General features: G+C 67.0%; 20 protein-coding genes. 9 read left to right on the top strand and 11 right to left on the bottom strand.

Features of this window, described 5'->3' with window-relative positions:
* Nucleotides 1–27 precede the first annotated feature (27 nt).
* Both ACIBJB_RS17085 and ACIBJB_RS17090 read left to right on the top strand, forming a co-directional pair.
* Nucleotides 28–948 (top strand): LysR family transcriptional regulator, encoded by a 921-nt coding sequence (locus ACIBJB_RS17085; protein ID WP_398931214.1) that lies wholly within the window; start codon nt 28–30, stop codon nt 946–948.
* 88 nt (nt 949–1,036) lie between these two features.
* Nucleotides 1,037–1,519, top strand: a complete 483-nt coding sequence (locus ACIBJB_RS17090; RefSeq protein ID WP_326666891.1) for an NUDIX hydrolase — start codon at nt 1,037–1,039, stop codon at nt 1,517–1,519.
* Between the two features lie 12 nt (nt 1,520–1,531).
* On the opposite strand, the gene ACIBJB_RS17095 is transcribed toward ACIBJB_RS17090, so the two are convergent.
* Together ACIBJB_RS17095 and ACIBJB_RS17100 are read right to left on the bottom strand one after the other, a co-directional pair.
* Nucleotides 1,532–3,151 (bottom strand): globin domain-containing protein, encoded by a 1,620-nt coding sequence (locus ACIBJB_RS17095; protein WP_398931216.1) that lies wholly within the window; start codon nt 3,149–3,151, stop codon nt 1,532–1,534.
* 424 nt (nt 3,152–3,575) lie between these two features.
* Nucleotides 3,576–4,208, bottom strand: a complete 633-nt coding sequence (locus ACIBJB_RS17100) for an HAD family hydrolase (protein WP_398931218.1) — start codon at nt 4,206–4,208, stop codon at nt 3,576–3,578.
* Between the two features lie 208 nt (nt 4,209–4,416).
* On the opposite strand from ACIBJB_RS17100, the gene ACIBJB_RS17105 reads away from it, so the two are divergent.
* Nucleotides 4,417–5,283: a GNAT family N-acetyltransferase gene (locus ACIBJB_RS17105; protein WP_398931221.1), complete on the top strand. Its 867-nt coding sequence runs from the start codon at nt 4,417–4,419 to the stop codon at nt 5,281–5,283.
* Between the two features lie 82 nt (nt 5,284–5,365).
* On the opposite strand, the gene ACIBJB_RS17110 is transcribed toward ACIBJB_RS17105, so the two are convergent.
* A complete protein-coding gene (locus ACIBJB_RS17110; protein ID WP_398931223.1) occupies nt 5,366–6,574 on the bottom strand; it encodes an MFS transporter in 1,209 nt (402 codons plus the stop codon).
* Nucleotides 6,575–6,807: 233 nt separating this feature from the next.
* Between ACIBJB_RS17110 and ACIBJB_RS17115 the strand changes: the two genes are divergently transcribed.
* On the top strand, nt 6,808–7,260 hold the full coding sequence (locus ACIBJB_RS17115) for a GNAT family N-acetyltransferase (protein ID WP_398931226.1): 453 nt from the start codon (nt 6,808–6,810) through the stop codon (nt 7,258–7,260).
* A gap of 83 nt (nt 7,261–7,343) precedes the next feature.
* Here ACIBJB_RS17115 and ACIBJB_RS17120 read toward each other — a convergent pair whose 3' ends face one another.
* Both ACIBJB_RS17120 and dnaB read right to left on the bottom strand, forming a co-directional pair.
* The gene (locus ACIBJB_RS17120; protein ID WP_398931228.1) at nt 7,344–8,729 is read right to left on the bottom strand and encodes a serine hydrolase domain-containing protein; all 1,386 of its coding nucleotides are present in this window, start codon (nt 8,727–8,729) and stop codon (nt 7,344–7,346) included.
* Between the two features lie 810 nt (nt 8,730–9,539).
* A complete protein-coding gene (gene dnaB / locus ACIBJB_RS17125; RefSeq protein WP_398931230.1) occupies nt 9,540–11,018 on the bottom strand; it encodes a replicative DNA helicase in 1,479 nt (492 codons plus the stop codon).
* Nucleotides 11,019–11,477: 459 nt separating this feature from the next.
* On the opposite strand from dnaB, the gene ACIBJB_RS17130 reads away from it, so the two are divergent.
* Entirely contained in the window at nt 11,478–12,815 is a 1,338-nt protein-coding gene (locus tag ACIBJB_RS17130; RefSeq protein WP_398931232.1) for an MATE family efflux transporter, read from the top strand.
* Between the two features lie 156 nt (nt 12,816–12,971).
* On the opposite strand, the gene rplI is transcribed toward ACIBJB_RS17130, so the two are convergent.
* From rplI to rpsF, 4 genes are all read right to left on the bottom strand, one after another.
* A complete protein-coding gene (gene rplI, locus ACIBJB_RS17135) occupies nt 12,972–13,418 on the bottom strand; it encodes a 50S ribosomal protein L9 (RefSeq protein WP_069759556.1) in 447 nt (148 codons plus the stop codon).
* 18 nt (nt 13,419–13,436) lie between these two features.
* Nucleotides 13,437–13,673: a 30S ribosomal protein S18 gene (gene rpsR / locus ACIBJB_RS17140; RefSeq protein ID WP_003949403.1), complete on the bottom strand. Its 237-nt coding sequence runs from the start codon at nt 13,671–13,673 to the stop codon at nt 13,437–13,439.
* Nucleotides 13,674–13,730: 57 nt separating this feature from the next.
* A complete protein-coding gene (locus ACIBJB_RS17145) occupies nt 13,731–14,330 on the bottom strand; it encodes a single-stranded DNA-binding protein (protein WP_398931235.1) in 600 nt (199 codons plus the stop codon).
* Nucleotides 14,331–14,411: 81 nt separating this feature from the next.
* The gene (gene rpsF, locus ACIBJB_RS17150) at nt 14,412–14,702 is read right to left on the bottom strand and encodes a 30S ribosomal protein S6 (RefSeq protein WP_007383258.1); all 291 of its coding nucleotides are present in this window, start codon (nt 14,700–14,702) and stop codon (nt 14,412–14,414) included.
* 263 nt (nt 14,703–14,965) lie between these two features.
* Between rpsF and ACIBJB_RS17155 the strand changes: the two genes are divergently transcribed.
* From ACIBJB_RS17155 to ACIBJB_RS17165, 3 genes are all read left to right on the top strand, one after another.
* On the top strand, nt 14,966–15,277 hold the full coding sequence (locus ACIBJB_RS17155) for a hypothetical protein (RefSeq protein WP_398931238.1): 312 nt from the start codon (nt 14,966–14,968) through the stop codon (nt 15,275–15,277).
* 184 nt (nt 15,278–15,461) lie between these two features.
* Nucleotides 15,462–16,580 carry a peptidoglycan bridge formation glycyltransferase FemX gene (femX, locus tag ACIBJB_RS17160; RefSeq protein ID WP_057609122.1) on the top strand — a complete coding sequence of 373 codons (1,119 nt, stop codon included), beginning with the start codon at nt 15,462–15,464 and terminating at the stop codon, nt 16,578–16,580.
* Nucleotides 16,581–16,654: 74 nt separating this feature from the next.
* Nucleotides 16,655–17,686 (top strand): alanine racemase, encoded by a 1,032-nt coding sequence (locus ACIBJB_RS17165; protein WP_398931240.1) that lies wholly within the window; start codon nt 16,655–16,657, stop codon nt 17,684–17,686.
* A gap of 163 nt (nt 17,687–17,849) precedes the next feature.
* Here the strand turns inward: ACIBJB_RS17165 and ACIBJB_RS17170 are convergent, their stop codons facing one another.
* Together ACIBJB_RS17170 and ACIBJB_RS17175 are read right to left on the bottom strand one after the other, a co-directional pair.
* The gene (locus ACIBJB_RS17170) at nt 17,850–19,352 is read right to left on the bottom strand and encodes a glycosyltransferase family 87 protein (protein WP_398931242.1); all 1,503 of its coding nucleotides are present in this window, start codon (nt 19,350–19,352) and stop codon (nt 17,850–17,852) included.
* A gap of 108 nt (nt 19,353–19,460) precedes the next feature.
* Nucleotides 19,461–22,145, bottom strand: coding sequence for a transglycosylase domain-containing protein (locus ACIBJB_RS17175; protein ID WP_398931244.1), 2,685 nt, complete (start codon nt 22,143–22,145; stop codon nt 19,461–19,463).
* A gap of 351 nt (nt 22,146–22,496) precedes the next feature.
* Between ACIBJB_RS17175 and ACIBJB_RS17180 the strand changes: the two genes are divergently transcribed.
* A complete protein-coding gene (locus ACIBJB_RS17180) occupies nt 22,497–23,177 on the top strand; it encodes a PadR family transcriptional regulator (RefSeq protein WP_020119509.1) in 681 nt (226 codons plus the stop codon).
* Nucleotides 23,178–23,197 lie beyond the last annotated feature (20 nt).

The raw sequence follows: 23,197 nt of genomic DNA on the forward strand, positions 1-23,197 counted from the left end.
AGAAGGGCAGGGAAGGGGGGCATCGCGATGGATCTGGCTTTGCTGCGCACCTTTGTGACGGTGCACCGGGCCGGTTCCTTCACCCGTGCCGCCGCGCTGCTGGGCCTCTCGCAGCCGGCCGTCACCTCGCAGATCCGCACCCTGGAGCGGCAGCTGGGACGTCCCCTCTTCCTGCGGCAGGCCCGCGGAGTGACCCCGACGACCATCGGCGACGAACTCGCCCACAAGGCCGCCCCCCATCTCGACGCCCTGGTGGAGATCACCGAGACCGGCCTCGACGACGAGTCGTCCCTGCGGACGCTGCATCTCGCGGGGCCACCCGAATTCACCGCCGAGCGGGCGCTGCCCGCCCTCACCGCGCTGACCGGCGAGGACGGCCAGGGCTACGCTCTGCGGGCGTCCTTCGGGAACGCCGAGGAAACACTGGAGGGTCTGGCTGCCGGGCATCACGATCTGGCCATCAGCACGGCTCGTCCACGGGGCGCGCTGCTCACGGCGAGCACGCTCTGCGACGAGGAACACGTCCTGGTCGCCGCCCCGAAGTGGGCCGATCAGATCGGCTCAGGGGAGGCGCTCAAGACTGTTCGGTCGGTTAGACGAGCCCCCGCGCTCGAGCACGTCCCCGTGATCGAGGTGCACGAGTCGCTCCCTTTCGTTTCGCGCTACTGGGCCTCCGTCTTCGACTCCTGCCCGCCCGCACCGGGCACCGTGGTCGTCCCCGATCTGCGTGCGGTGCTCGCTTGCGCGGTCGCGGGCGCCGGGCTTGCGGTACTGCCGCGCTATCTGTGCGCGGCAGCCCTGGAACGGGGTGACGTCGTCGCCCTCCACGAGCCCACCGTGCCGCCGCTTCGGACCTACTTCCTGGTGGTGCGCACCGGAACGCTGGCCATGCCACACATCGCACGGGCGCACGAGTGGTTACTGCGGGCGGCTGCCGACTGGTGTTGACCAGGTACTTTGCGGTCTTCACGCAGAGATCCCGGCCGGTCACCACATGCGATGTTTCACGTGGAACCATCCGGGCCACATTCCCCCCATGACCGTCCGACCCGTGGTCAAGCGCACCGCCCGTGCCGTCCTGCTGGACGGTGACGACCTGATCCTGATCAAGCGCACCAAGCCCGGCATGGATCCTTACTGGCTGACTCCCGGCGGCGGAGTCGAGCCGACGGACACAACCGTCGTCGACGCCCTGCACCGCGAGGTGTACGAGGAGCTCGGCGCCAAGATCACCGACGTGGTGCCCTGCTTCGTGGACACCGTCGAGCACATTGGTGACGACGGCGGGGCTACGGGAGTGAAGGTGCAGCACTTCTTCGTCTGCCACCTGGAGTCGATGGACCCGTCCCTGCGGCACGGGCCCGAAGTGGACGAGCCCATCGGAGAGTACGAGATCGTCCGGGTGCCGTTCACCCGCGTCGGGATCGCCTCCGTCCACCTCGTCCCGCTGTCCCTGCGGCACTATCTGGACGGCAACATCGAAGGCGTACGGGCCATGCATGCGCCGGATCTGGGCTGACCTCTCGCCGGGTCACTGCGCCAGGACGATGTCCTCCACGGAGTCGTGGCGTATGCGTTCCGAGGGGATCCCGATGGACCTGAGCGTGTCCACACCGCTGCGGATCATGCCGGGCGGGCCCGAGAGATAGGCGTCGTACTCGTGCCAGGGGCCGTACTCGCGTACGGCGTCCGGGAGCTGAAGATGGGCCTGCTGGTCGACGATGGCGCGGACGGACAGCCAGGGATGTGACTGCTGGAGCCTGAGCATCGTGTCGATGTCGTACAGGTCGTTGTCGGTGCGGGCTCCGTAGAACACCTCGACCGACCGTCGTGCGCCGTGTTCGGCCACGTCCTCGACCAGCGCCTTGATCGGAGCTATGCCGGTGCCTCCGCCCAGACAAAGCAGTCCGCTGTCGGTGGTGTGGTCCACGGTCATGGACCCGGTCGGCGGACCGAGCCGGATGATGTCGCCGGGGTGGGCCCGGTGCACCAGGGCGTTGGAGACCCAGCCCGCCGGGATGGCCTTCACGTGGAACGACAGCAGACCGTCTGAGCGTGGCGCCGAGGCGAAGGAGTAGTGCCGCCATATGCGCGGCCACCACGGCGTCTCCAGGCTTGTGTACTGGCCGGCGAGGAACGGGTAGGGCTGGTCGGGCCGGACAGTGACGACGGCGACGTCCGGGGTCCTCAGGTCGTGTGACACGACCTCCGCATACCACCAGGCGGGGGCGCGCAGCTCATCCGCGGCCGCCGCGTCGATCATCACCTGCGAGATCGTCGTGTACGCCCGGACCCAGGCCGCTTCCGTCTCCGTGTCCCAGATGCCGGAGGCGTACTTGCTCAGCGCACCGATGAGGCACTCCCCGACCGCCGGATAGTGCTCGGGCCGGGTGCCGTACTTGCGATGGCCCCGGCCCAGGTTCTGCAGGTAGTCGACCAGGACAGGAGTGTTGTCGATGTGCTCGGCCGCCGTCAGGAGCGCCCTGAGCAGGCGGTCCCGCTGGGCGTCCATGGCGGCGGGAAACAGCGGGCGCAGATCAGGGTGGCGTACGAAGAGCAGCGCGTAGAAGTACGACGTGACCTTCTCGGCGACAGGGCCGACCTCGGCCATGGTCCGGCGGATGCGGACGGCGTCCGGGGAGGGCGGTTGGTCTCTCGGGGACAGGCCCGGGAACTGCGGCGGGTTGGTGCCGAGCGGGGTGGTGGCGTCCTGGGGCGGGGAGGAGCGCTGAACGGGCACTCGGAGGCCCGCGGAGGGGGTGTCGTCCGGCACGTTCGGGGGCTGAGCGGGGGCGAAACCCGGGGTCTGCGAGGTCTGCTCCGGGGGGTGTATCTCCTCCGGCCGCGCCGAGAGCTGTGCTTCGTCCGCCGGGGCGGACATCTCCTCGGCCGGTGTCACTTCCTCGTGCTCGGTCTGCGTGCCGGGCGGCGCTGCGGCCTGGCCCGACGGGTCCGGCTCGGTGGCTGTCGAGGGCCCTGGCGAGTTACCCGACCTCGGCCTGCGGACCGGGCGCAGCGCGGCCAGCCTGCTTCCTTCCGTCGCCTGCTGTTCGGCGCCGGGCGCCGCCGTCGGCTGATTGCGTGAAGTGAACCAGCCGCCCCCGCCCCCGGATATGCCGTTGTCGGCCGACATGGTGGTCGGAGCGTCCATGGTGTGCCTCGCCTCGAACATCTTTCGGTCGGTCTGCGCACTTCCTCGGTCGGAAGATGCCTGCTTTCCCCCGCAGACGGCTTGCTTTCCCCGCTCGGCGTCACGGCCAACACGGCCACATTCAACCCGTATTCGCCGTCTGTACGGACAAGTAGGCGAGAGTGTGACATTGGCCGCATCACCCTCACCGCAGCGTCCCACCGCCTACGGATGCCCTGGCTGTATAACCCCAAATGCGGGTCTTCGATCTCTCCGTCCCGTTAGGCTGCATTGCCCCGCTCTCGGCCGCACAGGGGTGGTCGCACCCCCGTACGGACAGGAACCGGAGTCGACCCTACCGGTCACGCCCCCGCACACAAGTCCCCCCTCCTCCTCCACGAATTACTCGCGGGGTGTTCGCGGGGCGAACTGTGAATTGACTCAATTACCGGACGTGGCGCACCAATTCATAGGCTTCCCACAGATCCATGCCCTTGTAGGAGTGGGTCGAGATATCGGACAGATGATGGTCCGCATTGACCGCCACGGAGATCGGCACCGCAGCGAAAAGATCCTTGTCGGAGGACGAGTCTCCATAGGCAATGCAGTCCGCCCGTGTCACTCCGAACTGCTCACACAGCCGGTCCGCGATCAGGACCTTGGCGGCGGCGCTGAGGACTCCGTCAGGATCCACGGGCTCGGTGAAGGGGACGGCCGGAAATCGGGACCCGTATGCGGCATGAGCTCCCCAACTGATGAGCCGTTCCACGAAGAAGGACGGCGAGAGCGACACGACCGCGCAGTAGTCGCCCTGCCCTCTGATCTCCGCCCAGACCTCGCGAATGCGGGCCAGCCACGGGGCACCTTCGAAGGCCGCGACGACGTGTGCCTCGGTCAGGGACGCCCACAGCGTGTACACCTGCTGCGCATATTCGGGCGGGCCTATCAGCCCGGCCCCGATCGCCTCGTCGAGTGCCACCGTCTCGGCCTCGAGCCCGAGCTGCCGGGAAATCTGCACGGGCGCGCTGGTCCCATGCAGCAAAGTGCCATCGAGGTCGAAGAGATGAAGTCTCGCCATGGTCTTGAGGCTAGTGGTCCATGAACCCGGTGAAGCGTCAGGGGCGCTCCCGGTCGATCACCGGACGGTCGCCGTTCAACGATGTTTCACGTGAAACACCCGGCATCTGATCGCCTGTTGTGCGCTTGGCTACGACATGGCCAAAAGCTCGTACGCACCCCGGGAAACAGGTGGACGCCGAGGGCACCCATCGGACAGCCTGACCTGCGTGCCGACTCCTTCCCTCGCCGCTCTTCCCATCCGCCGTCTGACGCTTCGTGATCTCACCGCTTGCGCGGACTTGTCAGAGGACCGGGGGTGGCCGCGCGAGGAACACAAGTGGGGCCTCCTGCTCGCGGCCGGAAAAGGCTACGGCATCGACGACCCCCACGGAGGGCTCGTCACCGCCTGCGTGGTCACTGAGTACGGCCCCTACAGTGAGCCCGATCTGGGAGCGATCGGGATGGTGCTGGTCGCCGAGCGGCACGCCCGACAGGGCATCGGCCGTCGGCTCATGCATCACGTTCTCTCCGCGATGGGCACAACCCCTCTGACTCTTCATGCGACGCCCTATGGCCGTCCGCTCTACGAGGAACTGGGCTTCAAGCGCACCGGCCGGGCGGAGATGCTCCAGGGGCACTTCACTCCGGGCGGCCCGGCGCCGACGGTGAGCACGCGTGCGGCCACCGCTGAGGATCTCGCCACGATCCTCCGGCTCGACGAGGAGGTGCTCGGCACGGATCGCACGCACCTCATCACCCGGCTGCCCGCCTTCGCCGACCAGTTGCGTGTAGCCGAGGAGCGGGGCCGGATCATCGGATACGCGGCCGCCTGGCCCAACATGAACACCCATGTCGTAGGCCCACTGATCGCCCGTGACACCGAGACGGCACAGGCACTCCTCACCACGCTCGCCGCAGGCACCGACCGTCCGCTGCGCACCGACATCGACGTAAGACACGAAGAGCTGCGGGCGTGGGCCGGAGAACGCGGTCTGGCGCCGGTAGGCCTCAACTCCGTCATGACGTACGGAATCCCGGAGCTGCCGGGCGACTGGAGGCGGCGGTTCGCTCCGCTGACCGTGGCGGCGATCTGAGGCACGTCTGTACGACGCCGTCGGCTCTCCGGACTCCGGGAAACCGGCGGCGTCGTAGTGCCTGGCTGCCGGTCAGGTCGGCTCAGTGGTGCGCTGCGGTCCTCTGTCCGGCGGGCGTCGTCCCTGCGACCACGGCGCTGGGAGCGCTGTCCCGACGCTCCAGTGCAGCCGAGAGGAACGCGAGGAGGAGAGCCCCTGCGGCCAGGGCGGCGCCCACCCAGTTGGGGGCGGTGTAGCCGAAGCCGGCAGAGATGACCAGGCCGCCGAGCCAGGCCGAGAGGGCGTTGCCGAGGTTGAAGGCACCGATGTTCACGGCTGAGGCAAGCGTAGGGGCGTCGTGCGCCTGGTCGAGGACCCTCTTCTGGAGCGGCGGCACGGCGGCGAAGCCAAGAGCACCTATGAGAGCGATCGTGACGCCGGCCAGGGCCTTGTTGTGCGCGGTGAGCGTGAAGAGCGCGAGCACTACGGCCAGGGCGCCCAGGGAGACGTACAGCATGGGCATCAGAGCGCGGTCGGCGTACTTGCCGCCCACAAGGTTGCCGCCGACCATGCCGAGCCCGAAAAGGACCAGCAGCCAGGTCACCGAACTGTCGGCGAAGCCCGCCACGTGGGTCATCATCGGCGCGATGTAGGTGATGGCGGCGAAGACACCGCCGAAGCCGAGGACAGTCATCGCCATGGCGAGCAGCACCTGGGCATTCTTGAAGGCGGCCAGTTCGTGGCGCAGACGCACGCCCTCCGGCCTGGGCATCTCGGGGACGAGCCTGGCGACGCCGATCAGCCCGACCACACCGAGGGCCGCGACGATGGTGAAAGTGAGACGCCAGCCGGCGGTCTGGCCAATCAGGGTGCCGAGCGGGACGCCGACGACATTGGCGACTGTTAGGCCGGTGAACATCATTGCGATGGCTCCGGCCTTCTTGTCCGGAGCCACCAGGTCGGCGGCGACGACCGAACCGATGCCGAAGAAGGCTCCATGGGCGAGGGAGGCGACCACCCGTCCGATCAGCATGACGCTGAACGCCGGGGCAAGCGCGGAGAGCAGATTGCCGACGATGAACAGCCCCATCAGCAGCATCAGCATCCGCTTTCGGGAGACCTTGGTACCGAGGGCGGTCATCAGCGGAGCGCCGAACATGACGCCGAGCGCGTAGCCGGTGACCAGGAAGCCGGCGGTGGGGATGGACACGCCGAAGTCGTCCGCGACCTCGGGCAGCAGCCCCATGATCACAAACTCGGTCGTTCCGATTCCGAAGGCCCCGATCGCGAGAGCCAGAAGCGCGAGCGGCATGGGGGTGACACCTTCCAGAAGATTGCAGGAGCGTGTTGCACACCGGAACAATAATTGCAGACGCTCTATACTCGCAAGCGACGTCTATCTCGGTGTGCTCTCGCCTGGGCAGGTCAACAGCAGCGAGTACCGGCTGCAGGGCACTCGATATGAGCCTCGATCGCCGTCTGAGGCGGGACGTCACCAACCCGCGAACTCACCCCCACCCAGAGCACCCGGCATAGGGTGCGGCCATGGGAGATCTTGAAATTCGGCCTGCCGCGTTGGACGACCTCTCCGCGATCGTCGGCATGCTCGCCGACGACCCCCTAGGCGCCCATCGCGAGTCCCCGGACGACTTGGCGCCCTATGTGGGCGCGCTGGAGCGCCTCTCCTCCGACCCGAACCAGCATCTGGTCGTCGCCACGCGGGAGGGTCGTGTGGTCGGCACACTTCAGCTCACGGTCGTTCCGGGACTGTCCCGACGTGGTGCCACCCGATCGATCATCGAAGGGGTGCGCATCCGCGCCGACGAGCGTGGCAGTGGGCTCGGGACCCGGCTCATCGAGTGGGCGATCGAGGAATCCCGGCGTCAGAACTGCCAGTTGGTGCAGTTGACGTCGGACAGCACACGCACGGACGCCCATCGCTTCTACGAACGGCTCGGCTTTACGGCCTCGCATGTGGGCTTCAAGCTGGCCTTGTGACCTCCCCCATGGCCACTCGCTCGCGGCACAGCCAGGCGCCTTGTTTCACGTGAAACAAGGCGCCGGTCAGCTGACGGAGGCGTCTAGCCGATGCCGCGCCACCCCTTCGGATCGACCCCACCCGGCACGGAAGACCCCTCGTCGTACGGCTGCCGAGTGAACACGAACGAGCCGAGGTCGAGGTGGTCCACGGACCCGTCAGGCCGCCGTACGGCCTTCAGGAGCTCCCCATGGAAATAGCCCTCCAGCCCGGTCCAGGTACCGTCACCGTTGGCCCGGAATCGCGAGCGCCGACCTGTGCCCGACAAAGGCTCCAGCGAGGCGAGTCCGTCCGCAGTCAGCCGTAGGGCGAATCCGTTCGTTCCCCAGTACCACTGACCCGCCAACTCCACTGAGGGCAAGTCGGCTTCGCGCATCGGGCGCCAAGGCTCGGGGATTCTGGGTTCGGCTTCGGCGACGATCCGTACGAGATCGGCCCCTACGACGGACAGCAGCGGGCCGGAGGTGCAGTTGGCCAGCACCACTGCGGCCACATCGTCCGCCACACCGATCGTGAGATTCGCCAGGAAGCCCGGCAGAGAGCCCGAATGGCCCACGAGCAGTCGTCCGTCGCGGTGCTGCACCTGCAGTCCGAGCCCGTAAGAGGCGCCGTCGGCGAGATCCCCCATCCCGGCCGGAGCCGCGGGCATGCGCATTTCCCTCACGGTCTCCGCGCTCAGTACGCGATCGTCGCCGTTGGCGAGGAAGACCGCGAATCTGGCCAAGTCGGCAGTGGTGGACCAGAGTTGGCCAGCGGGGGACATCCGTCCGAGGTCCTCGGAGGGTTCGGGCAGCATCACATCGGCCCACGGGTGTACTGCCCAGCCGCCCGCGTGCGGTGCTTCCGGGCGGACGCTTGTGCGGTCCAGGCTCAGAGGTCCGAGCACTTCACGTCGGAGCACGTCCTCCCACGGAGCCCCGCGCAGCTTCTCGACGAGTGCGCCCAGCAGGGTGTAGCCGGGGTTCGAGTAGTGGAAGCGGCGTCCGACGGGGTGCAGGAAGGGCTGCTCGCCCAGCACGTCGGCGATGTCCGGGCGCAGTCCCCCGGAAGTGCGCTCCCACCAGGGCGCGGGAGACTCGGCCGCCAATCCACTGGTGTGGGCGAGGAGTTCGGCCACCGTGGCCTCCCCCGCTCCCGTCCCGGGCACATGCTTCTCCAGCCGGTCACCGAGGTCGAGCAGTCCCTCGTCCCGCAGTCGCATGACGAGAACGGCGGTGAAGGTCTTGGTGATCGACCCGATGCGGTACTGCACGCTCTCGTCTGGGCCGTGCCCGTCCACCGAGGTACGCGTACCGTGCCAGACCGCCCGTCCGCCCCGCACGACCGCCGCTACCAGCGACGGTGCCCGCCCTTCGGCCTGGGCCACGGCGATGCGGTGCAGCAACGCCCTGCGTGTACTGGGAAACAGCTCTCCCTGAGATGTCGTCATGCCCCCAGTCCATCCCGCCGCGGAGGCGGACGTCGACTTCTTTAGCCCCGTGGGCCTTGCAGGGGGTCGACCACCGGCGCCCGTCTCACGCCGTGGTCATCTCCGCGTCGAACGCTCGGCGGAGCTGGACGGCGATGACCGGTGGACCGATCGGACGTACGGTGTCCACCGTGATTCCGGGGCGGTAGCCGAGGGGTCGCTCGTACTGGACCAGGACCTCGGGTGAGATGAGTCGTGGCCGCCTGTTCGGTATAGCGACGAGTGGGTTCCTCCGGTGCACAAGTGCAGTGGACCTCGACCACCGTCGCGGCCAGGGAATCGAGCAGGTCCGGGTGGTCGGGATGATGTGGCAGGAGGTTCGCCTCCAGGAAAGCCTCTGGTCAGCGCGCGGCGAGTGACCAGGTACGAGACGAGGCGCTGAGCAGCTTCCCGTTGTCTCACAGCTTGGCTGGGTGTTCTCTCACCGTCGTGGCATTTCCTCAGCCGGGATCCTCTACGCGGCCGCGGCGACTCGCTTCCCGAATCGGGTCGGTTTCATGGCCGTACCGCGTTCGGCTCGTTCGAAGAGGTGGTGTCCGAGGTCCGCCCGAGTCGGTTGGGCTGGATCGCCAGGGTCGAGTGGGGGATGCCGACGTCTCGGGCTGCTTCGGTGAGGGTGGCGTGGGATTGGGCTGCCAGGCAGCGCCAGAGCCGCTGTTGTGCGTATGGGCCGGTAGAGGCTTTGCGGAGGATGGAGGGAAGAGCCTCGGCTTCGTCAGCGGTGCGTAGGGCGGTGTGGTGGCTGGCTCCACCGCGTGGCCGGAGGGGGGATCAGGTCTGCGCCATGTCCACGAAGCGCGAGTAGTGGCCCTGAAAGGCGACAGTGATCGTCGCCGTCGGCCCGTTTCGGTGCTTGCCCACGATGATGTCGGCCTCGCCGGCGCGCGGTGACTCCTTCTCGTAGGCGTCCTCGCGGTGCAGCAGAATCACCATGTCGGCGTCCTGCTCGATGGAACCGGACTCACGCAGGTCGGACACCATCGGCTTCTTGTCCGTACGCTGCTCGGGACCACGGTTGAGCTGCGAGAGCGCGATCACCGGGACCTCAAGCTCCTTGGCCAGGAGCTTGAGGTTACGGGACATGTCCGAGACCTCCTGCTGACGGCTCTCGGAGCGCTTCGAACCACCGGCCTGCATCAGCTGCAGATAGTCGATGATCACGAGTTTGATGTCGTTGCGCTGCTTCAGCCGCCGGCACTTCGCCCGGATCTCCATCATCGACAGGTTCGGGGAGTCGTCGATGTAGAGGGGTGCGGAGGACACCTCGGGCATGCGGCGCGCCAGTCGGGTCCAGTCCTCGTCCGTCATGGTGCCCGAACGCATGTGGTGCAGGGCCACACGCGCTTCCGCCGACAGGAGACGCATCGCGATCTCGTTGCGCCCCATTTCGAGGGAGAAGATGACGCTGGCCAGGTTGTGCTTGATGGAAGCCGCGCGGGCGAAGTCCAGCGCGAGGGTGGACTTGCCCATGGCGGGGCGGGCGGCGATGACGATCATCTGGCCCGGGTGCAGGCCGTTGGTGAGCGAGTCGAGGTCCGTGAAACCGGTGGGCACACCGGTCATCTCGCCGCTGCGCGAGCCGATCGCCTCGATCTCGTCGAGTGCGCCCTCCATGATGTCCCCGAGCGGCAGATAATCCTCGCTGGTGCGCTGCTCGGTGACCGCGTAGATCTCGGCCTGGGCGCGGTTGACGATCTCGTCGACGTCGTCGTCGGCCGCGTATCCCATCTGGGTGATACGCGTCCCCGCCTCGACCAGGCGCCGCAGGACGGCGCGCTCGTGGACGATTTCCGCGTAGTACTCGGCGTTCGCCGCTGTCGGCACGGTCTGGACGAGGGTGTGCAGATACGATGCGCCGCCGACCTTGTTGATCTCACCGCGCTTGGTGAGCTCGGCGGCGATCGTGATGGGGTCGGCCGGCTCGCCCTTGGCATAGACGTCCAGGATCGCCTGGAAGATCGTCTCGTGGGCGGGCTTGTAGAAGTCGTGGCCCTTGATGACCTCGACGACGTCCGCGATGGCGTCCTTGGACAGGAGCATGCCGCCCAGGACGGACTGTTCGGCATCCAGATCCTGGGGAGGGACCCTCTCGAAGGCAGTGCCTCCGCCGTCCCACTCGCTGGTGTCCCTGCCGCGGTCGTGCTGTTCGTCTCGGCCCCGGCCTCCGTCGCCGCGGCGGCGCGAGGAAGGCAGACGATCACTGGGACCGCTGTCGGCCCAGGGGTCGTCCAAGGGCTCGGAAATGCTCACCGAGCCACCTCCTCCCGTCCGCCGAGCGGACCTCGCCGTGCTTCTCAGTTCTACGGCACGGCACTGACAAATGAGACGCCCAACTCCGGTTCTAGCGCGTCGGTTTTGTGATGATTTCCGAGCCGACGAACGGAGTGGGCGCCGGACCACGGTAGGCCCGTCGGCACCGTCAGCCAATCTGGTTATCCACAGGCCATGTGGACGACGGCCCTGATGCTGTGGAGAACTCCGCAAAACCTGTGCACGACTCGGTGGACAGGCCTGTGAACAAGCTGCGCCTCATCCTCGAAGGGGTGACTTGACCTGCATCTTCGCCGTCCACCGGCTGTGCAGAAGAAAAACTTTCCCGGTCGGCTCAAGATCAGTTCGAACTGTACACAGCAGCGCACCCCTCCCGAGCCTTGGTAAGGGTCTATTCTCCATTGCATCTCTTACCTGTGGACGATTAGATTGGTGCACATGACACAGGCGTCCGCGACCCCCAAAGCCACCCGGCGACAGCACGACCGCGAGATCGTCGCACTCGCCGTTCCGGCCTTCGGTGCGCTCGTCGCCGAGCCTCTGTTCGTCATGGCCGACAGCGCGATCGTCGGCCATCTGGGCACCGCCCAACTCGCCGGTCTCGGCATCGCCTCCGCCCTTCTCACGACGGCCGTCAGCGTCTTCGTCTTCCTCGCCTACGCGACCACGGCCGCCGTCGCCCGCCGCGTCGGAGCCGGAGACCTCCAGGCCGCCATCCGCCAGGGCATGGACGGCATCTGGCTCGCGCTGTTGCTCGGTGCCGCCGTCATCGCCGTCGTCCTGCCCACCGCTCCGTCGATCGTGGAGCTCTTCGGTGCCTCCGACACAGCAGCCCCCTACGCGACCACCTATCTGCGGATCTCGGCCCTCGGGATTCCGGCCATGCTGGTCGTGCTCGCTTCGACCGGGGTACTCCGCGGGCTACAGGACACCAAGACCCCGCTCTACGTGGCCATCGCCGGCTTCGTAGCCAACGCCGTCCTCAACGTCGGCCTCGTCTACGGCGCCGACCTGGGCATCGCCGGCTCCGCCTGGGGCACGGTCATCGCTCAGTACGGCATGGCCGCCGCCTATCTCGTGGTCGTCGTTCGCGGTGCCCGCAGGCACGGCGCGTCCCTGCGTCCCGACGCCTTGGGGATCCGAGCCTCCGCCCAAGCCGGCGTGCCTCTGCTGGTCCGCACCCTCTCCTTGAGAGCGATCCTGATGATCGCCACGGCTGTCGCAGCTCGCCTGGGTGACGCCGACATCGCCGCCCACCAGATCATCCTGTCCCTGTGGAGTCTGCTCGCCTTCGCACTCGACGCCATCGCCATCGCCGGGCAGGCCATCATCGGACGCTATCTGGGCGACGATGACACCGACGGTGCCCGGCAGGCATGCCGTCGGATGGTGGAGTGGGGGATCGCGGTCGGAGTCGCTCTCGGCGTACTGGTCGTCCTCTCCCGACCGTTGTTCCTCCCCTTGTTCACCGGTGACTCCACGGTCAAGGACGCCGCGCTACCCGCTCTGGTGATCGTGGCTCTCTCACAGCCGATATGCGGTGTCGTCTTCGTTCTGGACGGCGTGCTCATGGGTGCCGGCGACGGCCCCTACCTGGCCAAGGCGATGATCCTGACTCTGGTGGTCTTCGCCCCGGTCGCCCTGCTCGTCCCGACGCTGGGCGGTGGGCTGACCGCTCTCTGGGCCGCCATGACCTTGATGATGACGATACGGATGCTGACCCTGTGGCTGCGGTCCCGCTCGGGCCACTGGTTGGTGACAGGTGCTACACGGTGACCGTTTCACGTGAAACACACCCCGGCGGCCCGCACTGACCGTTTCACGTGAAACATGGCCGCGATCCGGTCGCCAACAGGCAGAAGGGGCCGCACCCCAGCGGGTGCGGCCCCTTCTCAGTTGACCAGCCAAAGCTGTTCAAGCCAGACGCAGCAATCAGGCCGCAACGACCTCGATGTTGACCTTGGCGGCAACCTCGGGGTGCAGACGCACGGACGTCTCGTGGGCGCCCAGGGTCTTGATCGGCGAGCCCAGCTCGATGCGGCGCTTGTCGACCTCGGGGCCACCGGAAGCCTTGATCGCGGAAGCGACGTCGGCCGGGGTGACGGAACCGAAGAGACGACCGGCGTCGCCGGAGCGGACAGCCAGACGGACCTTGACACCCTCGAGCTGGGCCTTCACCTGGTTGGCCTGCTCGATGGTCTGGATCTCGTGGATCTTGCGAGCACGACGGATCTGCTCGACGTCCTTCTCGCCACCCTTGGTCCAACGGATCGCGAAGTTCCGCGGGATCAGGTAGTTGCGAGCGTAACCGTCCTTGACGTCGACGACGTCGCCCGCGGCACCGAGGCCGGAGACCTCGTGGGTGAGGATGATCTTCATTAGTCGGTCACCCTTCCCTTATCGCGCGGTGGAGGTGTAGGGCAGCAGCGCCATCTCACGGCTGTTCTTGACTGCCGTGGCGACGTCACGCTGGTGCTGCGTGCAGTTGCCGGTCACGCGGCGGGCACGGATCTTGCCGCGGTCGGAAATGAACTTCCGCAGCATGTTCGTGTCCTTGTAGTCCACGTACGTGACCTTGTCCTTGCAAAAAGCGCAGACCTTTTTCTTAGGCTTGCGCACAGGCGGCTTCGCCATGGTGTTTCTCCTGTGTGATCAAGAAGTGTGGGTACGACCCACCCTCCGGGCCGAGGCCTAGAAGGGGGGTTCGTCCGAGTAGCCGCCGCCCTGCTGGCCGCCGCCGGGGTTTCCACCCCAGCCGCCACCACCGCCGCCCTGGCCGCCACCGGCGGGAGCGCCGGTCGCCCACGGATCGTCCGCGGGAGCAGCGCCGCCCTGCTGGCCGCCGCCGGAGTTTCCACCCCAGCCGCCGCCACCCTGGCCGCCAGCGCCGCCGCTGAAACCACCCTGGCCACCGCGCCCGGCACCGCCGGCCGTCTTGGTGACCTTGGCCGTGGCACTGCGCAGACTGGCGCCGACTTCCTCGACGTCCAGCTCGTAGACCGTGCGCTTGACGCCCTCACGGTCCTCGTAGGACCGCTGCTTCAGCCGGCCCTGCACGATGACGCGCATGCCTCGCTGGAGCGACTCGGCGACATTCTCCGCCGCCTGACGCCAGACCGAGCAGGTCAGGAACAGGCTTTCGCCGTCCTTCCACTCGTTCGTCTGACGGTCGAAGGTGCGGGGGGTGGACGCGACACGGAACTTCGCGACCGCCGCACCGGAAGGGGTGAAGCGCAGCTCGGGGTCATCGACAAGATTGCCGACGACCGTGATGACGGTCTCGCCTGCCATGGGGAACCTCTCGGCGGGTTTGCTGCTCTGGCTGCTTGGTTGCTGCTACTCGAAATCCCGAGATCAGCTGAGCGGGAAAGCTCAGTGGGTCTCGGGGCGGAGGACCTTGGTCCGGAGGACCGACTCGTTCAGGTTCAGCTGGCGGTCGAGCTCCTTGACGACCGCAGGCTCGGCCTGCAGGTCGATGACCGAGTAGATGCCCTCGGGCTTCTTCTTGATCTCGTACGAGAGCCGACGACGGCCCCAGGTGTCGACCTTCTCAACCTTTCCGTTGCCCTCACGGACGACGGAGAGGAAGTTCTCGATCAGGGGGGCGACAGCGCGCTCCTCCAGATCGGGGTCGAGGATGACCATCACCTCGTAGTGACGCATGTGGAACCCACCTCCTTTGGACTCAACGGCCACGGTCGTTCCGTGGCAGGAGGGTTGTGATGCGTACGCAACGGTATCGGCCGCCACTGACAATCGGGGCTTCCTTGCGGTAGTCCCGGTCGTGACATGGGCAGACACCGTGCAGACGGTACAGACTACCCGCACACCGGCTTCCGGTTGAAATCCGGCCCCGGAGGCGGTCACTCTGTACACATCGGGTGTGTATGGCGCTACAGTGCGCCGTCTTCCGCAGGAGGTGCCCTATGGCACAGGCAATGCGACCCAACACCGCCGGAGGCCTTTTCGCCACGGACGGAAAGCCCCACCCCCTCCAGGACACACTGCTCGCGGTGACCCTGGTGCTCGGCGTCACGGCGTTCGTCACGGCGATGTTCCACAACCTGCACCTGCTCAGCTCCTGGACCGGCCTGGTGGGCATCCTCACCGGCGCGTACGGCCAGTGGATCTCGGAGACGACCCGCGAGCGCTTCGGCCTGATCCTCGGTCTCGGCGCGTCCGCCGTCGGCTTCTTCCTCGGCATGGCGCACGGCGGCCTCTTCGGTGGAGTCTTCTGACTGACGCCACGGGCACGGTCCCCCTGACACCACCCAAAGCACCGCGTTACGCCTCGGCGGCCCATGAGCCGGGGCGCAGGTTCCGTACGCCCAGTCGGGGCGCTCGCAAGGCGCAGTAGGCTTCGCCGCGAGAGCCGGAGCCCCTGTACCCATGGGGACACACCAGCCCGAGGAGCGCCCCACAATGAGCCTGACCCTGAGGACGATCAGTCGCGAGCAGCATCTGGCATACATCCAGAGCCTGCCGTCGGCGAGCCACATGCAGGTTCCGGCCTGGGCAGACGTCAAAGCGGAATGGCGCTCCGAGAGCCTCGGCTGGTTCGACAAGACCGGCGAACTCGTCGGTGCGGGTCTCGTCCTCTACCGGCAGCTACCCAAGATCAAGCGCTACCTCGCGTATCTGCCCGAGGGCCCGGTCATCAACTGGTTCGCGCCGAATCTGACCGAGTGGCTGGAACCGATGCTCGCGCACCTCAAGCACCAGGGTGCCTTCTCCGTGAAGATGGGTCCGCCGGTGATCATCCGGCGCTGGGAGGCCACCTCCATCAAGGCGGGCATCCAGAACCCGGACGTGAAGCGCCTTCGCGACATCGAGGCCGACTTCATCGAACCGCGCGCCTTCGAGGTCGCCGACAAGCTCCGCCGCATGGGCTGGCAGCAGGGCGAGGACGGAGGAGCCGGCTTCGGCGACGTACAGCCCCGCTACGTCTACCAGGTGCCACTCGCCAACCGGTCCCTGGAAGAGGTGCACAAGAACTTCAATCAGCTGTGGCGCCGCAACATCAAGAAGGCCGAGAAGGCCGGCGTCGAGGTCGTCCAGGGCGGTTACCAGGACCTCGAGGAATGGCAGCGGCTGTACGAGATCACCGCGGTGCGCGACCACTTCCGGCCCCGCCCGCTGTCGTACTTTCAGCGTATGTGGACGGCCCTCAACACCGAGGACCCCAACCGGATGCGGCTGTACTTCGCCCGGCACGAGGGCGTGAACCTCTCGGCGGCGACCATGCTGATCGTCGGCGGGCACGTCTGGTACTCCTACGGCGCCTCCGACAACATCGGCCGCGAGGTCCGGCCCTCGAACGCGATGCAGTGGCGAATGCTGCGTGACGCCTACGCGCTCGGCGCGACCGTCTACGACCTGCGGGGCATCTCCGACTCGCTCGACGAGACCGATCACCTCTTCGGCCTGATCCAGTTCAAGGTGGGCACGGGCGGACAGGCCGCCGAGTACCTCGGCGAGTGGGACTTCCCGCTCAACAAGCTGCTCCACAAGGCGCTCGACATCTACATGTCCCGCCGCTGACGTCGCGATCTTCGCTTCAATAGCTCCCATACCTCTGATACACCGCAGCCACTAGAAAGGTTCCGGGTCCGGCCATGGCGCTCACGCTCTACGTCGACACCGCGCGCTGGCGGGCGCACCACAAGCACGTGCAGGAGCAGTTCCCGGGGCTCGTCCCGGTCTGCAAGGGCAACGGCTATGGCTTCGGGCACGAGCGGCTGGCGGAGGAGGCCACCCGGCTGGGCTCGGACGTCCTCGCCGTCGGCACGACCTACGAGGCCGCGCGGATCAAGGACTGGTTCGGCGGTGACCTGCTGGTGCTGACGCCGTACCGACGAGGCGAGGAGCCCGTACCGCTGCCCGACCGGGTGATCCGCTCGGTGTCATCGATCGACGGGGTCTACGGCCTCGTGGGGGCCCGCGTGGTCATCGAGGTGATGTCCTCGATGAAACGGCACGGCATCAGTGAGCAGGATCTGCCGCAGCTGCACGCCGCCATAGAGAACGTCCGCCTGGAAGGCTTCGCAATCCACCTGCCGCTTGACCGCACCGACGGCTCGGACGCCGTCGAAGAGGTCATCGGCTGGATGGACCGGCTGCGCGCGGCCCGGCTGCCGCTGCACACCATGTTCGTCAGCCATCTCAAGGCCGAAGACCTCGCCCGACTGCAGCAGCAGTTTCCGCAGACCCGCTTCCGCGCCCGCATCGGGACCCGGTTGTGGCTCGGGGACCACGACTCCACCGAGTACCGCGGCGCCGTCCTGGACGTCACCCGCGTCTCCAAGGGGGACCGCTTCGGGTACCGGCAGCAGAAGGCGACCTCCGACGGCTTCCTGGTCGTCGTAGCCGGCGGTACGTCGCACGGCGTGGGCCTGGAAGCTCCGAAGGCCCTGCACGGCGTCATGCCGCGCGCCAAGGGCGTCGCCCGCGCCGGCCTGGCCACGGTCAACCGGAACCTTTCTCCGTTCGTCTGGGGCGGCAAGCAGCGCTGGTTCGCCGAACCGCCGCACATGCAGGTGTCCATCCTGTTCGTGCCCTCGGACGCCCCGGAACCGAAGGTCGGCGAGGAGCTGGTGGCCCATCTGCGCCACACAACCACGCAGTTCGACCGGATCGTCGACCGCTGAGCAACGCGAGACGACCGGTGAGCAACGCGAGACGACCGGTGAGCAACGCGAGGACGGGTCGCTGAGCCCCCTGGACCGGACGAAGGGCCGTACACGGAAGCTTCCGTGTACGGCCCTTCGTGTACGTGCCCCGATCGGCGTACGCCCCGCCGGGCCTGTTCGCTCAGAGCGAACGGCCGTCGGCTCCCCGGTCGTTGCCCCACTCCACCTGCGGCCCGTCGAAATGGGCCGCGTGCCGTGGTGGATGGGCGGCGGGGCCCAACACGAAGACGTCCTCCGCTCCGTCGAGCACACCGCCCGAGGGATCGTCGTCGCCGGCCCGCCGTACCACGTCCCGTTCCGGCATGAGAATGTCGCGCAGGACCATGGCGCACAGGTAGGCCGTGCCCAGGAGATGCAGTCCAATGGCCCACTGATAGCCGTCGGTCGGCAGGCCCTTGTGGGCGTTACCGCTGGTCGTGTACGCGAGGTACAGCCAGATCCCCAGGAAGTACGCCACCTCGCACGCCTGCCAGATGAGGAAGTCCCGCCACTTCGGCCGGGCCAGCACGGCCAGCGGCACCAACCACAGGACGTACTGCGGCGAGTAAACCTTGTTGGTGAGGATGAACGCGGCGACGATCAGGAACGCGAGCTGAGCGAAACGCGGCCGGCGTGGGGCGGTCAGGGCAAGCACCGCGATGCCCGCGAAACACAGCAGCACCAGCAGCGTGGCGAGGATGTTGACGGTCTCCCTGCTGAACGGGTCGGTCGAATGCTGGGCCAAGATCAGCCAGAAGGAGCCGAAGTCCACTCCGCGTTCCTGGCTGAACGTGTAGAACTTCGACCAGCCGTCGAAGGCGAAGTACATCACCGGCAGGTTCACCACGAGCCAGGAGACGGCCGCGCCGCCCAGGGCCTTGCCGAAGTCCCGCCACCTGCCCGCCCGCCAGCACAGCACGAACAGCGGCCAGAGCAGGAAGACCGGGTAGAGCTTGGCGGCCGTGGCGAGCCCCAGGAGGACGCCGAAGGCGAGCGAGCGTCCCCGCGCCCACATCAGCATCGCGGAGGCCGTCAGAGCGACCGCCAGCAGGTCCCAGTTGATGGTGGCCGTCAACGCGAAGGCGGGCGCCAGAGCGACCAGCAGACCGTCCCAGGGCCGACGGGCATGCGTACGGCTCACGCAGACGACGATGATGGCAGCGCACACCATCAGCATCCCGGCGTTGACCATCCAGTACCACTGCTCCTGGTGCTGGATGCTGCCGCTGCCGGGCGTGAGCCAGGCGGCGACCTCCATGAACACACCGGTCAGTACCGGGTATTCGAGGTACTGCATGTCGCCGGGGAGCTTGTCGAAGTAGGGGACGAGTCCGTCGGCGAAGCCGCGTCCCTGATAGAGATGCGGGATGTCCGAATAGCAGGCGTGGGTGTACTGGGAGCTGGCGCCGAAGAACCAGCCACCGTTGTAGCAGGGCGCCTTCTGGACCAGACCCAGCGCGAACATGCCGATGGCCACGAGCGCGATGACCCGGACGGGGGTCCACCAGGACGTCCCCAGCAGGGCGCGCCGCCCCAGAGGGCCGCCGAGGAACTCGCTGCCGCTCCTGGAGACCTCGTCGTCCTTGGTCGGATGCACTGGATACGACTCGTGCACGCTCGTTGGCGTCGATTCAGCACTGGGCATGCGGCCCATCCTGCCGTACGAGGCTAGGAGTACGCCGAGGGCCGCCGCACCTGGTGGGTGCGACGGCCCATGTTTCACGTGAAACACCCTCGACGGGGCATTTGGTGACTAACCGCTTGAGCCGCCGAAGAGGCCCCCATTGCCATTGCCGTTGCTATTGCCGCCATTCACGTCCGTCGATGTGGCCGTCGGCGTCGACGTCACACCTCCGTCGGTGCCACCGTTGTCCGTACCGCCCGAGTCGTCGCACTGCCAGGCGAACCGGCAGGTCTCGGTCGCTGTGGGCGTCGGTGAGGTGAACGTCTGGCTGGGCGTCGGGGTCGGAGTCGGGGTGGCCGACTCGGTATCACTGGGCGTCGGAGTGGGCGTGGGGCTGGGCTCCTCGTTGACGATCTCACCGATGGGCTCCGGCGTCGGGAAGTCGATCGACTTCTCGCCCTTCAGTGCCTGCTCCATGTAGTCGTGCCAGATCTCGGACGGGAACGAGGCACCGTGGATCTTCTCCTGGCCACCTGTTCCGTACATCTCCAGGAACGTACGGTTCTTCTTGGTCTCGTCGTCGTCCAGCCGGAACATGATGATCGACGTGGACAGCTGTGGGGTGTATCCCACGAACAAGGCGGTCTTGTTCTTGTCGGTGGTACCGGTCTTTCCCGCCACCTCACGGCCGGTCAGCTGGGCGTTGGTACCCGTGCCGTCCTCGACCACGGTCTTGAGGACGTCGGTGACGTTGTCGGCGACCTTCTTCTCGAAGGCCTCCTTGGGCTTCGCCTTGTGCGTGAAGACCTCGCCGTCCTTGCTCGTGACCCTCTCGACGGAGTACGGCTCGTTCTGCTTGCCGCTGGCCGCGAAGGTGGCGTAGGCGCCCGCCATGCGGATCGCGCTGGGGTCGGAGATACCGATGGAGAAGGACGGGAAGTTGGTGCCGGCCAGGCTGTTCTCCTTGAGACCCGCGTCCATGGCCGCCTCCTTCACCTTGTCCAGGCCGACGTCCATGCCGAGCTGCACGAAGGCGGAGTTCACCGACTCCCGCATCGCCTCACGCAGGTCGATCTGGTACTTGGGCGGAGAGCCGTAGGACTGCTTGCCGTCGTTCTCCTGGTTCCACTCTTTGCCCTCCTCGTTCTTCCAGATCGAACCGTCGTAGTTCCTGATCTTGAGGTCGTTCTGGCCGCTGAACAGACTCTTCGCGTTGACGACCGTGCGCTCGTCCTGTGCCTGGCTCTCACCCAGATCCGGATCGCGCACTCCCCACTTCATCGCTGCCGCGAGCACGAACGCCTTGAATGTCGAACCGACCTGGGCACCGGTCGAGTCGCAGTTGTTGGTGAAGTGGGTGGTCGCGTCCTCGCCTCCGTAGCAGGCCCGGATCGCCCCGGTGGCCGGCTCCACCGACGCCCCGCCGAACTGGACGTACGTGTCCTTGTCCGGGCGCTTCTTCGGGTCGATGTTCTCCTTGCGGACCTTCTTGACCGCTGCCTCTAGCTCACCGACCTTCTTCTTGTCGAAGGTCGTGTAGATCGAGTAGCCGCCCTGCTGCAGCTGGTCGGCGCTGATGATCTTGTTGTTGATCAGGTAGGCCTTGGCGAGGTCGACCAGGTAGCCGATCTGTCCCTTGAGCTGGGTGTTGGACCGGGGGTTCTGCCACGCGGGGAGCGTGGTGTACTTGGCCCGCTCCGTCGCGCTGAGGTGGCCGTACTCGACCATCTTGTCGAGGGTGTCCTGCATCTGCCGCAAGGCCCGCCTCTGATTGTCTTCAGGCCTGGCGCCCGACGCGTCGATGGACGTCGCTCCCGCCGGGTCGTAGTACGTGGCGCCCTTGAGCATCGCGGCCAGGAAGGCGCACTCGCCCGGGTCCAGCTTCTCGGCATCTTTGTTGAAGTAGGCACGCGCGGCCGCCTGGATACCGTAGGCATTGCGCCCGTAGTACGCGGAGTTCAGGTACCCCGCCATGATCTCGTCCTTGTTGACCGTGGCGCCCACCTTGATGGAGATGAAGATCTCCTTGAACTTACGGGTGACGGTCTGGGACTGGTCGTCCAGGCGCGCGTTCTTGACGTACTGCTGGGTGATGGTGGAACCACCCTGCGTGTTGCCGCCCCTGGCCATGTTGAAGACGGCGCGTGCGATGCCCTTGGGGTCGATGCCGCTGTCGGTGTAGAAGGTCTTGTTCTCCTGCGAGACAACCGCGTACTGCATCGCCTTCGGGATCCGGTCGAGGTTGACGATCTGGCGGTTGGTCTCACCACCGGTGGAGACCATCTCGGTGTTGTCGGACCAGTAATAGACGTTGTTCTGCGACGTCGCGGTCTCGGCGACGTTCGGAACGCTCACGAGCGCGTAGCCGACGCCGGCGACCGCGACCAGGCTTCCGATGAAGCCGATGAACAGCCCCGTCACCAGCTTCCAGGACGGCACCCAGCGCGCCACGCCGTACTTACCAGCGCGCGGGTAGTCGATGAACCGCTTCCTGCCGGGATCGGACACGCGACCCCGGCCGGTCGGCGCCCCGCGCCGACCTCCGCGGCCCGGCTCTGCCACTCTGCGGCGACCACCGCCCGTGCTTCTCTGGGCCGCACGTCGGGCCTCGGCACGGCCGCCGTACGGACGGTCCTCGCCTCCCGGACCGTAGGAATCCGACTCCTGGGAACTCGTCCCATAGGAGTCGGCAAGAGACCCGGTGGCGCCTCGCGGAGCCGCGCGGCGGCCGGAGGACGAGCCGGACTGGCCGCGTCGGGCCGCGGCACGTCCGCCTCCCTGCGGCTGCGGCGGTTTGCGACGGTGCTCGCTCATCGAACGACTACTCCTCGGGCAGGCGCACCTTTGCGCGCCTGGAAACGGCGGCTGGTTTCCGGTCCCCCCGAAGTACGGATGTGGTCGGTCCCGCATTCATCCGTACTGCACCGGGACAGCGACGCCCCCCAGGCGTCACTCGGTTCCCGGTGGTGTGCATGCCGCACAGACTACGCACCGTCAAAACCAGCCGAGTCCCGAAGTTCACCCCAAATCAGGCAACTTGGTTCGCATGAATCATTGATGTGATCCCGTTCACCGTCCCCCCACTTGTCGCTTCCGGAAGAGCGTTCTATCGTCTTGATGTATCGAGTCGATACATCGGTGCGAGATAGAGACGAGGAGGCGACGATGAGCCGGCGTTCCGGGATCCTCGAATTCGCCGTACTCGGCCTGCTCCGTGAGTCCCCGATGCACGGCTATGAGCTGCGCAAACGTCTCAATACATCACTGGGCGTGTTCCGTGCGTTCAGCTACGGCACGCTCTACCCGTGCCTCAAGACGCTGGTCGCCAACGGCTGGTTGATCGAGGAACCGGGGCACACCACCGAGGACGCCCTCGCCGCACCACTCGCAGGGCGTCGCGCCAAGATCGTCTACCGGTTGACGGCGGAAGGTAAGGAGCACTTCGAGGAGCTGCTCTCGCAGACGGGTCCCGACGCGTACGAGGACGAGCACTTCGCGGCTCGTTTCGCATTCTTCGGGCAGACCTCACGCGACGTCCGCATGCGAGTCCTCGAAGGCCGCCGCAGCCGACTCGAGGAGCGCCTGGAGAAGATGAGTGCCTCGCTGGCACGCACCCGGGAGCGCCTCGACGACTACACGCTTGAGCTCCAGCGCCACGGGATGGAGTCCGTGGAGCGCGAAGTGCGCTGGTTGAACGAGCTCATCGAAAGCGAGCGGGCCGGCCGGGACCTGAAGGGTCCCGGCCATGGAGAGCCCACTCGCGACACCACAGAGGGAGCGCCGGGCGTCCTGCCCCGGCCCGGGGACACCCCCGGGCCGGATACGCCCGGCGACACCGCCACGTGAGGTCCCTGCCAGGGCCTCAC

The sequence above is a fragment of the Streptomyces sp. NPDC050759 genome, from assembly GCF_044456945.1.
GTDB lineage: Bacteria > Actinomycetota > Actinomycetes > Streptomycetales > Streptomycetaceae > Streptomyces.

What these genes read in the sequence shown, in the direction of transcription:
- ACIBJB_RS17085 (WP_398931214.1), top strand. Translation starts at nt 28, where the DNA reads ATGGATCTGGCTTTGCTGCGCACCTTTGTGACGGTGCACCGGGCCGGT.
- ACIBJB_RS17090 (WP_326666891.1), top strand. Translation starts at nt 1,037, where the DNA reads ATGACCGTCCGACCCGTGGTCAAGCGCACCGCCCGTGCCGTCCTGCTG.
- ACIBJB_RS17095 (WP_398931216.1), bottom strand. Translation starts at nt 3,151, where the DNA reads ATGGACGCTCCGACCACCATGTCGGCCGACAACGGCATATCCGGGGGC.
- ACIBJB_RS17100 (WP_398931218.1), bottom strand. Translation starts at nt 4,208, where the DNA reads ATGGCGAGACTTCATCTCTTCGACCTCGATGGCACTTTGCTGCATGGG.
- ACIBJB_RS17110 (WP_398931223.1), bottom strand. Translation starts at nt 6,574, where the DNA reads ATGCCGCTCGCGCTTCTGGCTCTCGCGATCGGGGCCTTCGGAATCGGA.
- ACIBJB_RS17115 (WP_398931226.1), top strand. Translation starts at nt 6,808, where the DNA reads ATGGGAGATCTTGAAATTCGGCCTGCCGCGTTGGACGACCTCTCCGCG.
- ACIBJB_RS17120 (WP_398931228.1), bottom strand. Translation starts at nt 8,729, where the DNA reads ATGACGACATCTCAGGGAGAGCTGTTTCCCAGTACACGCAGGGCGTTG.
- ACIBJB_RS17130 (WP_398931232.1), top strand. Translation starts at nt 11,478, where the DNA reads ATGACACAGGCGTCCGCGACCCCCAAAGCCACCCGGCGACAGCACGAC.
- rplI (WP_069759556.1), bottom strand. Translation starts at nt 13,418, where the DNA reads ATGAAGATCATCCTCACCCACGAGGTCTCCGGCCTCGGTGCCGCGGGC.
- rpsR (WP_003949403.1), bottom strand. Translation starts at nt 13,673, where the DNA reads ATGGCGAAGCCGCCTGTGCGCAAGCCTAAGAAAAAGGTCTGCGCTTTT.
- ACIBJB_RS17145 (WP_398931235.1), bottom strand. Translation starts at nt 14,330, where the DNA reads ATGGCAGGCGAGACCGTCATCACGGTCGTCGGCAATCTTGTCGATGAC.
- rpsF (WP_007383258.1), bottom strand. Translation starts at nt 14,702, where the DNA reads ATGCGTCACTACGAGGTGATGGTCATCCTCGACCCCGATCTGGAGGAG.
- ACIBJB_RS17155 (WP_398931238.1), top strand. Translation starts at nt 14,966, where the DNA reads ATGGCACAGGCAATGCGACCCAACACCGCCGGAGGCCTTTTCGCCACG.
- femX (WP_057609122.1), top strand. Translation starts at nt 15,462, where the DNA reads ATGAGCCTGACCCTGAGGACGATCAGTCGCGAGCAGCATCTGGCATAC.
- ACIBJB_RS17165 (WP_398931240.1), top strand. Translation starts at nt 16,655, where the DNA reads ATGGCGCTCACGCTCTACGTCGACACCGCGCGCTGGCGGGCGCACCAC.
- ACIBJB_RS17170 (WP_398931242.1), bottom strand. Translation starts at nt 19,352, where the DNA reads ATGCCCAGTGCTGAATCGACGCCAACGAGCGTGCACGAGTCGTATCCA.
- ACIBJB_RS17175 (WP_398931244.1), bottom strand. Translation starts at nt 22,145, where the DNA reads ATGAGCGAGCACCGTCGCAAACCGCCGCAGCCGCAGGGAGGCGGACGT.
- ACIBJB_RS17180 (WP_020119509.1), top strand. Translation starts at nt 22,497, where the DNA reads ATGAGCCGGCGTTCCGGGATCCTCGAATTCGCCGTACTCGGCCTGCTC.